Raw genomic sequence first — 15815 nt, forward strand, 5'->3', positions numbered from 1 at the left:
TAATGTCAAATTTTATTATTTAATACTGTGTTTTACCTAGTGATTAAACAAGTATTTTACCTAGTTATTGTAATGCGGTATGCAAATAGTAATTTTATTAATTATAAAATGCCAACTATGAAAAAGTCCCAATTAAAATCTAAATTATTTGTAAATATTTTATCAATTATTTATATTTAAGGTAATATTAAATATCTATTCTACATTCGGTCTTCTCTCTGAAAATTAATATTTATACCTAGTTAACTAATCCAAACAACAAAATTATACAGAGCAAATAGGTAATATCGCTTGTAAAACTAGGTTAATACCTAGGTAAAGAATTTCCTCTTTAACAATCTCGGTTATTTTTTGATCCTCTACGCAATCAGATTAGATTTTCCTTGGCTTATCGCATCACTCAAATAGGATTAAGACAAATCATTTAAAGGACTCCATCAGGAATCTGTTGATAATGATTTTTTATGGTTTCGACAAAGAATTTATATTTTTACTACAGAGGTAGTAGCTTATCAAGGGAATCTTCGATAACCATCACAAAAAATTCCCCTCCTTTTGTGGAGGGGAGGTTAATCTATTGGAGGCGTTTTAACTGTAATCAACATTGTTTCACTAGTTGATCTTTATTCGAAATTAAAGGTTCAGTATCCGACAAATAACTATCGATAAATTCTTGAGGAAGTTTCTTAACTAATAAAACCGGAATAGTTGACTTGCTACGCACCATTTGTGCTAAACTACCGGAAACCAATCCTTGAATTGTCGGTAATCCGCGTGTTCCCATTATCAATAATTGAAATGAATTTTTTGTTGCATAATCAATAATCATATTCGCAATATCTGATTTATCGGAAACGGATATATTAGCGTATAATGTTTGATGATTGGGATTAAGCCCCCTCCTGGAAAATATTTCATCAGTCTTGGCGAGTATTCTATCGTACTTGTTCCTGGTTTCCATATTTGCTTCTGAAAGCACAAGTTTCATCCAGTCTGGGTTAGGCCGGACCGGCCATATGTCTCTCCAGCAATATTCTTTCTCTTTAGAGCATCCCCAATAACACTTTTTGTATTTGGGCCTTAATTCTCTCCAACTATATTCTATCCCCATAGAACCGCCAATACATTCCTCTATTTGTATAATGGTTAAATGTATGTTGGAAATTTCCTTAAATAAAATGGCGGTATAAACGGCTGCGGAAAAAGACTGATTTGACCCATCGATATAAAGAAGCACCTTATACAAAGAATGATTCACCTGAATTCCCCCTTTATGTGAACGTAATCCAGTCATATGCCTGACTGCGAGAGGAATTATGCAGCAGACAAAAGCAAATTTGCTTAGTTCCATTCACCGGGTAAAAAGCCAATTTAATTATGTTGATATTATACGCGATAAAAGTTATGGGAGTAACTGTCAAATATATTAGTTATTTTTAGATATTACTTTGATTTTAACCTAGGGAAAATACGAGTACTGACCAAAAAGAAACCGAGCGAACTATCAGTTCGCTCGACCAAAAATAAAAACCTTTAAATACTATATCCTTTTTCGTCCTCAAAGTACTTTTTCGCTTTAGACAGATTATGACTATTTTATAAGTCCAAATTCTTTAACCCATGGACGGTAGCTAGCATAAGGATCCCCAATTACTGGGCCAAAACCCTTGGGCATTTCTGAATTATCCCATTTATATAGACCTTTGCTGTCTTTACCCTGCGGATCAAATCGCAGCAAAGCTTTCTGGACCGCTGCTACAACTGCTGAATTGCATCCAGGAGACACTGCTATTCCACCGGAGGGATAATAATCAGAGATCGCTATAATCTTTACTAAACCTTGAGAGGCCAATTTTTCGGCCAAAGTATCGGGCAAAGCAGCCGCGTCATAAGCTCCGCCTAGAACAGCATTAGCCGCGTCGGCATAGGATTGAAATGATTCGAAGGAGGCCAAATCACTAAGACTTAGTTTGGCTTGAGCCAACATGATGCGTGGGATTAGATATCCTTGGGTCGAAGTCCTCGAGCCAAGGGCCAGCATCCGGCCTCGCAAATCTTGAATTGTTTTTATGGGACTCTTAGGTTGAGTGACAAACATGGTTCTGTAATTGGAGGTTCCGTTTCCTGTAACACCAATAACTAGGCTCTTAACACCATATTTTTCAGCACGGAGTAGACTTAAAGGTCCAATAATGGCGAATTGAATCTGACCTGTAACCATCTCCTGAGCAATATCTGTATCATGCGGAAAAACTCTGAGCCTAAATTTATAGCCTGTTTGTCGATCCACATAATTTAATAATGGAATATACATTTTGACGTCCTCACTAGGCTCTAATCTCCAGTCGAAACCGACATGATAATAATTAGAACTATCTTTAACCATTTCCTTCAATTGCCCAGCAGAAATGGTCTTCTTTAGGTCAATTTTAAGCGGAGCAGTAGTTTGGCATCCACCGACAAATAAAATTATTGTGATAAATACCACGATAGAAAGAAGCCACAATTTTCTCGGCATTGCTATTCCTCCCTTAGTTAATTCAGTATAGCATGTCTTAAGAATCATTAAAAACATTCCAACCTCGTAACTCCAGATCCGGTGTTCAAACCAACCGTTTCTCAAGTGTCCCAACCGCTTAGAATTCCTGTTAAAACTGTACCTTATGTTTTCAACTTACCCTTAATTAATAAAGTTGCTATATTTTCCAAAGATAAAACCTCCTTTTTCATAGTTCTTCATAAAAAGGAGGTTTTAACAAAGTAATGTTTCCTTATATACTTGTCCAGATTTGATAATTCAACATTTTACGAGTCCGTAGAAACCTAATTCAAATACTCTTCGTAATAGAACCTCTCACTCCAAAGCAAGGTCAGCCATATTTAGGATAGCGCGTAAAAAGAAATAGATAGTGGAAACTTTTGCGGGGTAAATTATAGTTTTTCTGATAATGATGCTAACTCTATAGCGGATTGCGTTAAAGATTCGACAGTAGCACCAATTTCTTCAATAGCTGCCGAGACTTCCTGTGTATTTTCTCCGGACTTTTCCAGCTCCTTCGTCATTCTACCGACGACTTCTTGAATACCAACAATAATTTTGCGAATATCTTTGGCAGAAGTTGCACTCGATATCGCCATCGCTCGAATTTCAGAGGCCACGACAGCAAAACCACGTCCAACCTCCCCGGCTCTCGCAGCCTCTATAGAAGCATTAAGTCCAAGAAGCTTTGTGTCACTGGCAACGGAATTAATATATTCAACGACTTCTTCCATTTGTAGTGCTTTCTCATTAACATTTTGAGAAGATACTGTAACAGATTGCCCCATATCAGCAAGCACTTGTGCCGAGGCGGCAATATTTTCTATGGCAGCGGATACTTGTTGGAGGGAAGATGAAAGATTTTGGGCTAAAGCTTGTAATTTCTCTTGTGCGTGTTCCTTCTCTGCTGAAGAGCCAATGGCAATTCCACCTATAACTTCACCGTTTAGTGTTAAGGGATAAGCTATTGAATAGTAAGGAAAGCCAAGTAATTCCGCTCCATTTTGCCTTGTCACCTTTTTACCAGTTATAACTGATTCATGAGTAGCAGAACCTGGAAGTAATTTATCACCCTCCTTAAGGGGAAATTTTACGACAGATCCCTCTTTTATTACTATATATTTTTCAAGGTCATACAGTAAAACAGACGACTTACCAAAGTCAGCATCATATAACATTTGCATGATCTGAACAAAATCCTCTAACATTTCCAAACCTCCTAATCATTAATCCTTTTCATTTGTTATTTCGTTATCATTGGAACCTAACCAGGTCAGAACGTCATTCGAAAATAGCTTGTTTATATCTAATACAGGTATAATCGCTTCATCCGTTTTAATGATTTCTTGAATTGTTCCCTGAAAAATAATATGAGGCACTTGCTCGATGGAGTTGCTTTCAAGAATTTCAACGACATCGTCAACCCATAATCCGATTTGTTCAGTGTCTTTATCGGAATCAAATATAATAATTCTCGGTTCTCCTTCGTCAAAAGGAGTCAGGGCATATTTCTTTCTAATATCGACAATCGTTACCACACCATCTCGTACTTTAGCAATTCCTTGTATAAATTCAGGGGCACCTAAAAGCGGTTTAACTTTGACGGGTTTAATGATTTCACGAACTAAACCCATTTCCACTGCATAGTCGTCAGAACCCAATTTAAATTGGATAAATTGCTTCAGTTCATTCATTGATGATCCTCCTTTCTTGTTCTGCTACCAATAGTCGATCCTCAGTTTCAGGACTCCTCTTTCTAAATCCGTTTGGTTTAGTATCCGACTAAACCAAAGTCGTCCGTCCAAAATAGTTCGATCACAAAGTAGTTCACTCGCCGAGAGCGTTGGGGGAGGAACTATTACAATTTGCCCGCAATTCAAAGCCATGCATTGCGGGCAAAAAGTGTTTGGTTAAATTTTAATCAGGTTAACTAATCCCACTTGAGAAGAATCATTTAGAATTCTACTTCATAATAATGCCTTCCGGATCAATAACCTTATAAAGCAGATCCAACTCTACATACGTCGGAGTCAAAGTTTCTCCCTTACAACGAGAAATGTTAAGATCAAAACTGCAGTTTTCCCGGCAATCTTCCGGAGCAAACCCAGGATGAACGGTATCAAGATACATTTCTCCGTTTTCATCAAAGCGATAAACTCCCATGTCGGAAATCACAGCAGCCGGTCCACCATTAAATGCAGGACCGTATACCTGCTGTTTAGGAACCCATTCTTTACTGGGCCAGTGAGGGATCTTCCAGCCTGGCGAGGTAATATAGCTGACTCTCTCCACAAAACGACGTTTTTGACCCAATTGCGGCATGATCAAAACGCTTCTCTTGGCAAGGGAATGAATATCGGAATTACCGCCGCTGCCGGTGAGTCTTTTACCCGCTGGGCCGCCCATGAAGGTGCAATTCACATTTCCATAGCGATCAACTTCGGCTCCCCCGAGATAGGCCAAATCCACCTTACCGGCTTGAAGCTGCCCAAACACGTCGGTCAAGCCATCGGCAACTGATGCCTGGTAGCTGCAGCGAGCATCCGCTACCGAGGTTGGCAGATCAATCGGTCTTCCGTCGATTGAACCCGATTCATAGATACAGACGGCCGTAGGGGCTTGGGTATGCTGAGCCACCATAATCGCGAGCATCGGTAAACCCGTTCCTGCAAAGACAATTTCACCATCTCTTACTTCCCGAGCAGCTGCGCAGGCCAAGAGATCCAAAGGCTTAAATTCACCGGGTTTTGAATATCCTTTTTGGCTCTCCATTATCTTGACCCCCTTTTCATTGTCGAGGAATAACCTAGAGCAGGATTGGCTTTAAGAGATTCTAAACGGTTGATGCCCAATTTATTGAGATATTCTTGGAAGTCTTTAACACCAAAAATCCATTCTTCAGCCCATTGATCAAATCCCTCTTGAGTACGGGTGGCTTTAAAGAAGTTCGAGATAAACTCCCCATCAGGTTCATGTACCCCAAACAAACCTGTCGGATGTGCACCCCAAGGCAATTCCACAATGTAATCCACCAGATAGCCCGGCAACATATTGCGGGTTGGTTCTCGGCGTAAGTATTCTTCAGGAACAACCTGTTCCGCGATAATAATATTATGTTTTGACGCCTTTATAACTTCCAGATCACTAAATTTTAATCCTTCAACCCTTACTGTTCCTTCTTCACCGACCATTTGCACGTGTGTAATGCACCAATCCGGATTAGCTGCCGGAATTAAGATAATTTCGGAATCCGTAAAAGGCTCTTGATACATAACATATTTGTGCTTACCGATATGCGGATTGGAACCATCACGAAGACCGGCTTTACCCAGGTTATCATTCTCTGGATTTAACATATCGCATCCCATAGCAGCATAAGTGGGTAAAAACGGCAGTCCCTTGGACCCAGCGGTTAACCGATTTAAAACATGGATATGAGCCCAATCCTCATAAAGAATTTCACCCTTTTCAATTTTACGGGCTAAATTACTGCCAAATTTTCCATAGAGTTCATGTCCACACCAACTGGATTCCCAAATTCCAACACAACCGGCGCCAACAAGCATATCATCATGAGTGCCGCCGTTGACCTCAACAAGGTGGAGATTGCGTTTTTTCTGCCGAATCAGTTCATAAATAGCTGCCATGGGACGGCGCCAGACTGTAAAACCTCCGAATGTCAGCATATCGCCATCCTTAATCTGCTCTATTGCTTTCGTGAGACTAACTTTTTTAGGCCTGGCCATTATTCAACCCCCTTATAAAAGTTACATATATTATCAGTGTTTTTATTTTGATGTTGGTTCAGTTTCATAGATTCCAAAATTCTGTCTTAAAAGCGACCAATAACTTCGCGCCCAATGATCATTCGCTGAATCTGGTTAGAGCCTTCATAGATTTGTGTAATTTTAGCATCTCTCATCATTCGTTCGACTGGGAATTCAGAACAGTAACCATATCCGCCCATTAACTGCACGCAATTAGTAGTCACCTCCATGGCTGTATCCGTTGCGAAAAACTTAGCCATGGATGCTTCTTTGTTATGAGGCATTTTATTGTCTTTCAGCCAGGCAGTCCTATAAATCAATAACTGAGCAGCATCTATCTTGGTAGCCATTTCAGCGATCATAAACTGTACGCCCTGATTAGCTGCCAGTGCTTTTCCAAATTGTTTTCTTTCCTTAATATAATTAGTGGTATATTCCAAGGCCCCCTCAGCAATTCCTAACCCTTGAGCGCCAATGGTGATGCGCCCCCCGGCGAGAAGCCCCATAGCGACGGCAAAACCATTATTAACTTCTCCTAACACATTTTCCTTAGGAACTTTCACATTATCAAAATTCAGTTCCACGGTTGGTGATCCATGCATACCCATTTTTTCAACAGGTTTGCTCATTGTAAATCCGGGAGTGTCCTTTTCTATGATTAAACAAGTAATCCCTTTCCCATTTGGTTGCGTTGAGTCTGTTTTAACAAAGGTGCAATAGGTGGTTGCCTGTCCGCCATTGGTGATAAATATTTTGCTGCCATTGACAAGGAAATAATCTCCCATGTCTTCTGCCCGGCATTTCAAAGATCCGGCATCTGACCCGGCGTTGGGTTCAGTCAAAGCATAAGCACCAATTATCTCTCCGGTGGCTAAACTTCTAAGATATTTTTCTTTTAATCTTTGGCTTCCATATAGGTAAATACTCATACAGCCTAAACCCGTATGGACGCTTGTAATAACTGCGGTTGATGCGCAGGCCTTAGCTAATTCCTCAACGATAATAGCGAAATCCAAATAGGAACCTCCGCCTCCGCCCCACTCTTCAGGAATAGGAAAACCCGTCAGTCCTAATTCCCTCATTTTTTTCCATGTTTCCGTAGGAAACACATGTTCTTTGTCAAGCTTTTCTGCTAAAGGAGCAACTTCAGTTCTAGCGAACTTTCTTACCATATCTCTTACCATTATAGTTTCATCACTTAGTCTAAATTCCATCTCAAATCCACTCCATTCTTTTATCTTTAGCAAAACTTAGAGAATCACTAATCAGCATCGACACGAATCAGCATCGCGTCACCCTGGGCATGACCGGCACAAATTCCGCAAACACCGTATCCCCCGCCGCGGCGTTTAAGTTCGTAAGCTAATGTCATGACAATCCTGGCTCCCGTTGCTCCGATAGGATGCCCATAAGCGATAGCTCCACCGTTGACATTAACCTTTTCAAACATTTGTTCCTTAGTCATTCCTAAAATGCTTCGGGCACTGACAAGAGCCACTGCTGCGAACGCTTCATTAATTTCTATCAGTTTTACATCATTCAATGTCATATTGTTTTGTTCCAAGACCTTTTTGATGGAAAGGCCGGGAACAGTTGCAATGTCTTTGGTGGGTTGAGAAACTTCCGCATAATCCACGATCGTAAAGAGAGGTTTTATACCGAGCTCGTCAGCCTTGGCACGGCTCATTAATAAACAGACATCTCCGCCATCGTTCGTACCTGGGGCATTACCGGCAGTCACACTTCCAGGCTTTCCGGTAACATCACTTACATGATTGAATACCGGTCCAAGCTTAGCTAGACCTTCCATCGTTGAGTTTGCCCGAGGACCTTCATCCTTTTCCAGGACTTCCTTGCCTTTTTTAACAGCAATCGGGAAGATTTCAGCATCAAGTTTTCCTGCGGCCATAGCCTCGGAAGCAGCCAGCTGAGAATGCAGTGCCCATTCATCCTGTTCTTCACGACTAAACCCAAATTCATCAGCCACTTCCGAGCCATGAATAGCCATATGCCGGTCGTAGATAGAGTCCCAGAGCCCATCTTTGACCATTAAATCTTCACAATCAGCATTCAGGAATCCCATTTTCTTCCCGCGCCTCATATCAGGAAGGGCAAAAGGAATGTTACTCATGCTCTCCTGACCACCGGCAATCACGATCTCGGCCCTTCCCAGAGCAATCATTTGGGCAGCTAAATCAATGGTTTTCACACCTGAGGAGCAGACTTTATTAACCGTAATCGAGGGTACATGTTCAGGAAGTCCGGCCAGCAAAGTCGCTTGTCGGCTGGGAACCTGCCCGCTGCCGGCCTGAACCACGTGGCCCATAATAACATAATCAACATCTCCGGGTTCAACCTTGCCCTCGGTTCTGCGGATAACTTCCTTAATAGCCAGAGCCCCTAATTGGGCAGCATCATATTCAACCAAGGCGCCAAGAGACTTACCATAAGGGGTTCTGCAAGCCTCTACACAAACAACTTCACGTTGTTGGGCATAGGTATTGGCAATTTTCCGGCCCATAGTTGAATAATCGGGTTTTCTTTCGCCGTAGGCGCTTATTTTAGCATCCTTATAGTAGGTTTTTCTGGTAAGTTCAAGCTTTTGAATTACTTTAGACATCAATTATTTCTCCTTCTCACTTGTTTTAATTTTCTAAGAGAACTAACGAAGATCCATTTCTCAAGACCACAAACGCCAAGTTCCTTTTTACAAGATTTAAAACGCCATAGGAAATTAGCGAATGCTATAGTCCTTTAAAAATAGGTTTGCGTTTTTCCATAAAGGCTGTACAACCTTCTGTTTGGTCCTGAGTACTAAACGTTAAACCAAAAACTTCCGACTCATAGGCTTGAGCGCTGTCTAAGTCTAAATTCATGCCACGTTGGATGGCAGTTTTACTTAGTTGAACAGCTACAGGAGCTCGTCCGGCAATTTTCCGAGCAAGTTTTTGAGCTTCTTCCATAAGGTTTTCGCGCGAATATATATGATTTACTAACCCGATACGATAAGCTTCTTGGGCATCGATAATATCACCGGTAAAGAGGATCTCGCTGGCAATTCCAGTGCCCACTATGCGGGGCAAACGCTGTGTACCTCCGAATCCTGCTGTAAGACCGAGTCCTACTTCCGGTTGTCCAAATTTGGAATTTTCGCTGGCAAGCCGAATATCACAGGACATGGCTAACTCGCAGCCTCCACCTAAAGCGAAGCCGTTGATGACAGCAATCACGGGCTGGGGGAGAAGCTCGATCTTTCTGAAGACTGCTTGACCCAATTGAGCAAATCGCCGCCCTTCTAAGGGAGAAAGTTCTTTCATCTGCGAGATATCTGCACCGGCGACAAATGCTTTCTCACCACTGCCCGTCAGTATAACGGCTTTAACACTGGAATCACCCCTGAGCTCATCGAGTGCCGTGGACAGTTCTGTTAACGTGTCACTATTTAGAGCATTTAAAGCTTTAGGGCGATTGATGGTCAGAACGGCAATTGGGCCGTTCCTTTCAAGTAAGAGATTTTGGTACTCCACTCGTTATTCCCCCCCTTATGAATTGTAATTATAGAAGCCGCGACCGGATTTCTTGCCATACCAACCCGCTTTAACATACTTACGCAGTAATGGGCAGGGACGATATTTGTCGCCTAATCCTTCATGAAGGACTTCACAAATAGAGAGAACAGTGTCCAATCCGATTAAATCAGCTAGTGCTAACGGTCCCATAGGATGATTCATACCCAATTTCATAACATTGTCTATGGCTTCGACCGTAGCGATCCCTTCATAAAGGGTATAGATTGCTTCGTTAATCATAGGAATTAGGACCCGATTGGATATAAATCCCGGTGCATCATTGACTTCCACAGGGATCTTTCCCATTTCCAAGCTGAGCTCTTCAATTGTTTTATAGACTTCGTCACTAGTTGCTAACCCGCGTATAATTTCTACAAGCTTCATCACCGGGACGGGATTCATAAAGTGCATTCCTATGACTTTCTCCGGCCGTTTGGTACTGGCAGCAATCTCGGTAATGGGTAAGGAAGAGGTATTGGTCGAAAGAATGGTATGTTCCGGACAAATAACATCGAGCTGCGAGAAAATTTGGGCCTTAACTTTCATATTTTCCACAGCAGCCTCAATTACTAGGTCGGCTAAAGCGGCGTCTTGCAGAGAGACAGATTTGGTAATACGTCCTAAAATAATTTCCATATCCGGCCCATTAAGCTTCCCTTTTTCCACATTTCGCCGAAGATTTTTTTCAATGATACTAAGACCTCGATTTACAAATTCTTCTTTAATGTCATTAAGGATCACCGAGTAGCCCGCTTGTGCAGCAACCTGAGCAATTCCACCACCCATTTGTCCTGAGCCAATAACCATGATTGTCTTCATAATTAACTCCTCCATTTCTTGTCGTGATAACTAAATTCATTACATATTGTCGTGAGATTTGCTGAAACACATCAGATTATGTTGCAATTGGCATGCCAAGAACTGATTGCATTATATAAACTTTTTGTGTAAGCATTAGTTCACTATTAATGGAGCTCAAGCTTCAAGAGGTGGGTGCAAAAATCGGAATTGGTCAAAAATTTTAAGATATGTGATTTTTAAGAAAACTAACTCGACCCTTCTTTTAATGGAACAAAAATGTCCGAAAGCGGACACACTTCAAGCAAATGTGTCCGCTTTCGGACATAACAAATTGATTAAATTATAACTTAAGGAAAATTAGGTCTTTATATCATACTTTACTAGTTTGTCATAAAGTCTGGACCTAGTGAGATTCAAGAGCTTTGCGGCTTTTGATTTGTTACCCCCAGCCTTTTCCATAGCATCAATAATCATTTTTCGCTCTATATTGCCAATTTTATCTTGGTGTCGAATCATTCCCATGGTTGTTTTGTCTTTAGAAGAATTGTCGGAAAGGATTTCTTTGGGGAAGTGAGTTAGCTGGATCATACCACTGCGCGTATAATTGACAGCTCTCTCGACAACGTTTTCCAGTTCTCGAATATTCCCTGGCCATGAATAGTTTAGTAAGGTCCGTATGGCTTTATCATCTATACCTGAAACGTTAGCCTTAAGGATATGATTAAATTTAGCTATGAAAAAATGGGTTAAAGGTTCTATATCCTCGGAACGCTCCCGTAACGGCGGCAAATGAATATTAATAACGTTTAACCTGTAATAAAGATCTGCTCGAAACTCCCCTTCGGAAATAGCTTTATTAAGGTTTTTATTGGTTGCTGCGATAATCCGAACATTAACTTTAATACTTTTTGTACCGCCTAATCGTTCAAATTCACGGTCTTGTAATACACGCAGAAGCTTAGACTGAAGAGATAGGGGCATATCCCCGATTTCATCCAAAAAGATAGTTCCGCCATTAGCCATCTCCAGTCGTCCTGGTTTTCCCGATTTTGCCGCTCCCGTAAATGCGCCCCCAACATAACCGAACATTTCAGCTTCCATTAGGTTTTCGGGAATAGCTGCACAATTCACTTTAACAAAAGGTCCTTTGTTCCGATCACTACAGAGATGAATGGCATGGGCGACACCTTCTTTTCCGGTGCCGCTATCTCCGGTAATTAAAACAGTAGAACTGCTTGAGGCAACAATTGTTATCTCTTCTTTTACTTTTTTCATTTCGGTACTTTCGGCAATTATATCTTTCATAATATCCTGGGCAGTTTTATTTTTTTGCAATTCTTCTTGGAAGAACGTTACTTTATTCTCTAATAGTGTTATTTTTTCAGCAAGCTGCCTAACTTCGGCAAGCTGGGGAAATACGGCTTTCCCCACTGCGCCAACAACCTTCCCGTCTCGAATTATTGGCAGCCGGGAAACAATATACGGCTTGCCCTCAATAGTCTGGACATCGCTTGTTTCGGGAATGCCTGTGTTTGCTACAATGTGTAATCTGCTTGACTCCATGACATCCATAATATTGTGTCCGATAATGTCCTCCTGATTTATCCCTAAAAAGTCCACCATCGCTTGATTAACGAGCGTCGTCTTTCCTTTGTCATCCACTACTATAATGCCATCATGAATAATGTTAAGAACTGTATCGAAAGTCCTGTTTAAAGCTTTAACTGTTTCCAATTCTCTGGCGGCGTTTTCTAGTTCTGTTAGATCTTGAAATATAATAGTTCCTCCGGCAATGTTCCCACTGATATTTAAAGGAGTAATATTTACGATCATAGTAACGTTATCGTGTTTGTACCTAAGACCTACTGTAATCTCACCGTGAAGGAGTGCTGCTTGGCAATCCAGATCAGGCAACAATTCTTCCAAAGATAACCCAAGAGAGGAATCCGTTTCTAAACCCAATATTCGAATTGCCCCATTATTAACATGAGTTACCACCCCCCGGCTGTCAACAACAATTACCCCATTATGCATAGAATCCAGAATCGCTTTCAGTTGTACATTAAGTAGTTCCGAATGTCTAAACAAAGTCATGACCATATTTGTTTTGCATAAGAGGCCAAGAACTTTCCCCTCTCTATTTACAACGGGAACCGATCCAACGGAGCTGGTTTTCACGAAATCAGCCACCTGATCATCTGGAGTTTCCTCGGAAATACTAATCACTTCTTTTATTAGGTAGGGATCAATTATATCCTTTTGGGTCGCACCGTCTAAGATTGCCCTATAAAGACTGCTCCTGCTAAATATACTCAAAAGCCCGCCTCTCTCATCTAACACCGGAATAATAGCAATCTTTAGATCCAAAAAAATATTAACAGCTTTAGCGATTGTATCTCCAAGCCTTAAATAAGAAATTTTAGAATTCGTTCCTTCCTGAAGGAGCACAGTTATTCACTCCTTTGTAAATACGGATTCAACCCGTCGGATAATTTTCATTTGAGTCGTTACTTAAAAAGACTAAGTCCCCCTAGATATTTATTCTACCATACTATAACCTACCGATTTAATAAAGATTTTTAAATTACTAACTCATCCCCATATAACCCCCTTTCAGACTCATGGCTAGGCTTTATAAGTGGCGGCTATTTCTTCTAGAGGTTAGTGAGGTGCAGGGTGTGCAGGAATTGGTCACTACTTGCTATATTTCTTGCCGCTTCTGCTGTGAGGATCGAATGATTGACCCAAGGGCCAGGATTAAGCGTGGCAGCTTCAGACAATAATAGCTTAGCCCCTTCAATAGAAGGTATATTCATGATGCTCTTTTTCCCTTCGGTATAATGCTATACATCTTTCTCAAGACCGATTGAGGCAAATGTTCTTTCACTATACACCTTATCTCCTATTATACCTACGAGCTGGCGGAATCCATTTCTATACCAAAATCTGAGGGCGGGCCAATTCTTTAAGCCTACTCCAACTCTAATTTTCTTAAAGTTAGCCTTTTTTGCCTCCGAAAATAAATATTCTACCGTTTCTTGGGCATATCCTCTTCTTTGAAAACTTGAGTGTATAAACAACCATCCAATCCAAAGTACTTCTTCTTGAGGATACCCATGATATAGTTCAAGAACTCCTATCAACTTAGATGTCTGTTTTAGGTATAGGGATTTAGCTCTAAAACGATCCCTTGTACCGCCAGGCGGCAGGTTTCCCTCGGTTAATGTTTTGCTTGCGTAATCTTCTGGAGTTTTCCATCCAACCCAATTTTGAAGGTAATCCGAAGCCTCGTTCATCCTCTGTAATTCTTCGCATTCTAAAAAGACAGAATCTCTTATTAGCAAATGTTCCGTTTCACCGGCTACCGCAATCAGACCCTGTTTCATCGATTTGTCTCTTTCCATAAAACGCCTTCTTCCAGGAAAGATGGGAATCAAGTTTCATACAACCTTCATTTTTGGCTTTCGGCACCCCAACACTACCGCCAGCTATCCTTATTTCATCGCGGCTGTTTCTTCTTTAGGTTAGCGGGGACTCGAAAGACAACCTCATCTTCTCGCAAGATTCCCGAGAAAAGGGGAACTCCCCCATACACACTCCACGATTTTGATTAGTATAGCATCCTACGGCCAGGTTTAATCCGGTAAACTATCTAATTGTATCTGACAGTTCCCGGCCTATTTGTCAACTACGAGAACTCCTTTCCGCCATACCTGTGCTACATTCAGCTCCCGTGTCAGGCGTACAAAAGTCGCCTCTTTATTCACCTCCAGGCTTCCCAGACGTTCATCGGCTCCCAATATTCTTGCCGGAATCAGACTGGCAGCCTTCACGGCCAGATGAAGCGGAAAATGGGCAGCCCTAACCAGAGTTTTAACTCCCTGAAGCAGTGGGAAGGCACTGCCTGCAATGGTCCCATCCGCCAAGCGGGCCACACCCTGATGGACAAATGTCTGTTGACCGCCCAGTTCATATTCCCCGTCTGCCATTCCCACGGACCGAGACCCGTCAGAAACCAGACAGACGCCGTTTTCAGGCTTCAACCGCAACACAATTTCTAAAACTGAAGGATGGATATGAACGCCGTCGGCAATGAGTTCGAGGGACACCCGGTTGTCCGCCAAAGCCGCCGCAAGCAATCCAGGCTTACGGTGGTGGATGCCTGGCTTGGCATTAAAAGCATGAGTAACCCGTTTGAGCCCCCAGGATACGGCTTCCAGCATCCTCTCATAAGAGGCCGCCGAATGTCCCGCCGAAGGAATCACCCCCTGCCCAGAACAGCAGGCAATTAATTCCCTGGCATCCGCCCGTTCAGGAGCCAGCGTCAGAATACGCACCAAGCCGGGATATTCCTTGAATATTCCAAGCAAGAAATCCTCTGATGCCATCCCATCATCTGCCCAAATCCCATCCGTGGCCTGAGCTCCTTTATACTCCTGTGATAGAAACGGACCTTCCATATGTACACCAAGAATTTCCGCTCCTCCCGCCGGGGAATTCACTTGGCCGGCCAGAACATTTCCTTTCACTATTCTTGTATTCTCCGATCTGATTTGAGCTGCATTATGAATTGCTTGCATAATAAAATCCTTGGAGGCTGACATTGTTGTGCCTAGAAAGGCTGTAGTGCCCTGCTCAAGCAAAGCTGCCTGAACGGATCTAATGGCCTCAGGGGTCCCATCCATCACATCAAAACCGCCTGCCCCATGCACGTGGGTGTCAATCAGACCTGGGATCAGATAATCTCCTTGCAGATCCCATTCCAAACAGTTCTCCAATGTCCCGCGATGTTCATCCGAATATTGGTCTCCAACTACATTTCCGCTCGGCTCGTATAATTCCAACCTAGGCTCTTCAACGGATGGTGGTGACTTAAAGATTTTCTCGATTTTCCCTTCGTTAAAACGGAGTTCGCCGTCTTGAAGCAACCCTTCCAACAAAACCAAAGTTGCATTCTTAATCCGTCCTCCAGCCATTATCTTCCCGCCTCCTTTCTCAGAATCTATATGCGTATGCATCTATTAGGACAATAGAACCTACTGGCGTCCTTCACTTTAAGTGAACTCTTTCAGCTAAAGCTGAACATCTGGGCCTCGGTGGGGGACTCTACCCTCACCTTAAGCAGAAAACGAGGACCAC

13 protein-coding genes are annotated in these 15815 nt (G+C 42.1%); all 13 read right to left on the reverse strand.

Translation table 11 applies throughout. The annotated features are described in order from the left end of the window. Positions 1 to 598 precede the first annotated feature (598 nt). The 13 genes from DESACI_RS17195 to nagA all read right to left on the reverse strand — a co-directional run bounded on the left by DESACI_RS17195 (position 599) and on the right by nagA (position 15652). A complete protein-coding gene (locus DESACI_RS17195) occupies positions 599 to 1258 on the reverse strand; it encodes a universal stress protein (RefSeq protein ID WP_014828474.1) in 660 nt (219 codons plus the stop codon). 333 nt (positions 1259 to 1591) lie between these two features. After that, entirely contained in the window at positions 1592 to 2518 is a 927-nt protein-coding gene (locus DESACI_RS17200) for a PhnD/SsuA/transferrin family substrate-binding protein (protein WP_041276122.1), read from the reverse strand. A 413-nt stretch (positions 2519 to 2931) separates the two neighbouring features. After that, positions 2932 to 3747, reverse strand: coding sequence for a methyl-accepting chemotaxis protein (locus DESACI_RS17205; RefSeq protein ID WP_014828476.1), 816 nt, complete (start codon positions 3745 to 3747; stop codon positions 2932 to 2934). Between the two features lie 18 nt (positions 3748 to 3765). After that, positions 3766 to 4233 (reverse strand): chemotaxis protein CheW, encoded by a 468-nt coding sequence (locus DESACI_RS17210; RefSeq protein ID WP_014828477.1) that lies wholly within the window; start codon positions 4231 to 4233, stop codon positions 3766 to 3768. Positions 4234 to 4501: 268 nt separating this feature from the next. After that, positions 4502 to 5311 (reverse strand): CoA-transferase subunit beta, encoded by an 810-nt coding sequence (locus DESACI_RS17215; protein WP_014828478.1) that lies wholly within the window; start codon positions 5309 to 5311, stop codon positions 4502 to 4504. Next, on the reverse strand, positions 5311 to 6285 hold the full coding sequence (locus DESACI_RS17220) for a CoA transferase subunit A (protein WP_014828479.1): 975 nt from the start codon (positions 6283 to 6285) through the stop codon (positions 5311 to 5313). The genes DESACI_RS17215 and DESACI_RS17220 overlap by 1 nt, the downstream gene beginning before the upstream one ends. An 86-nt stretch (positions 6286 to 6371) precedes the next feature. Then, positions 6372 to 7520 carry an acyl-CoA dehydrogenase family protein gene (locus DESACI_RS17225; RefSeq protein WP_014828480.1) on the reverse strand — a complete coding sequence of 383 codons (1149 nt, stop codon included), beginning with the start codon at positions 7518 to 7520 and terminating at the stop codon, positions 6372 to 6374. A 47-nt stretch (positions 7521 to 7567) separates the two neighbouring features. After that, positions 7568 to 8926, reverse strand: a complete 1359-nt coding sequence (locus tag DESACI_RS17230) for a thiolase family protein (RefSeq protein WP_014828481.1) — start codon at positions 8924 to 8926, stop codon at positions 7568 to 7570. Positions 8927 to 9050: 124 nt separating this feature from the next. Beyond that, positions 9051 to 9833 (reverse strand): short-chain-enoyl-CoA hydratase, encoded by a 783-nt coding sequence (locus DESACI_RS17235; protein ID WP_014828482.1) that lies wholly within the window; start codon positions 9831 to 9833, stop codon positions 9051 to 9053. 15 nt (positions 9834 to 9848) lie between these two features. After that, positions 9849 to 10694 carry a 3-hydroxybutyryl-CoA dehydrogenase gene (locus DESACI_RS17240; protein ID WP_014828483.1) on the reverse strand — a complete coding sequence of 282 codons (846 nt, stop codon included), beginning with the start codon at positions 10692 to 10694 and terminating at the stop codon, positions 9849 to 9851. A gap of 339 nt (positions 10695 to 11033) precedes the next feature. Further along, the gene (locus tag DESACI_RS17245) at positions 11034 to 13124 is read right to left on the reverse strand and encodes a sigma-54-dependent Fis family transcriptional regulator (RefSeq protein WP_014828484.1); all 2091 of its coding nucleotides are present in this window, start codon (positions 13122 to 13124) and stop codon (positions 11034 to 11036) included. Between the two features lie 395 nt (positions 13125 to 13519). Then, entirely contained in the window at positions 13520 to 14080 is a 561-nt protein-coding gene (locus DESACI_RS17250; protein ID WP_014828485.1) for a GNAT family N-acetyltransferase, read from the reverse strand. 273 nt (positions 14081 to 14353) lie between these two features. Further along, a complete protein-coding gene (gene nagA, locus DESACI_RS17255) occupies positions 14354 to 15652 on the reverse strand; it encodes an N-acetylglucosamine-6-phosphate deacetylase (protein WP_014828486.1) in 1299 nt (432 codons plus the stop codon). Positions 15653 to 15815 lie beyond the last annotated feature (163 nt).

Origin of the sequence: Desulfosporosinus acidiphilus SJ4, assembly GCF_000255115.2 — a bacterium.
Taxonomy (GTDB): domain Bacteria; phylum Bacillota; class Desulfitobacteriia; order Desulfitobacteriales; family Desulfitobacteriaceae; genus Desulfosporosinus; species Desulfosporosinus acidiphilus.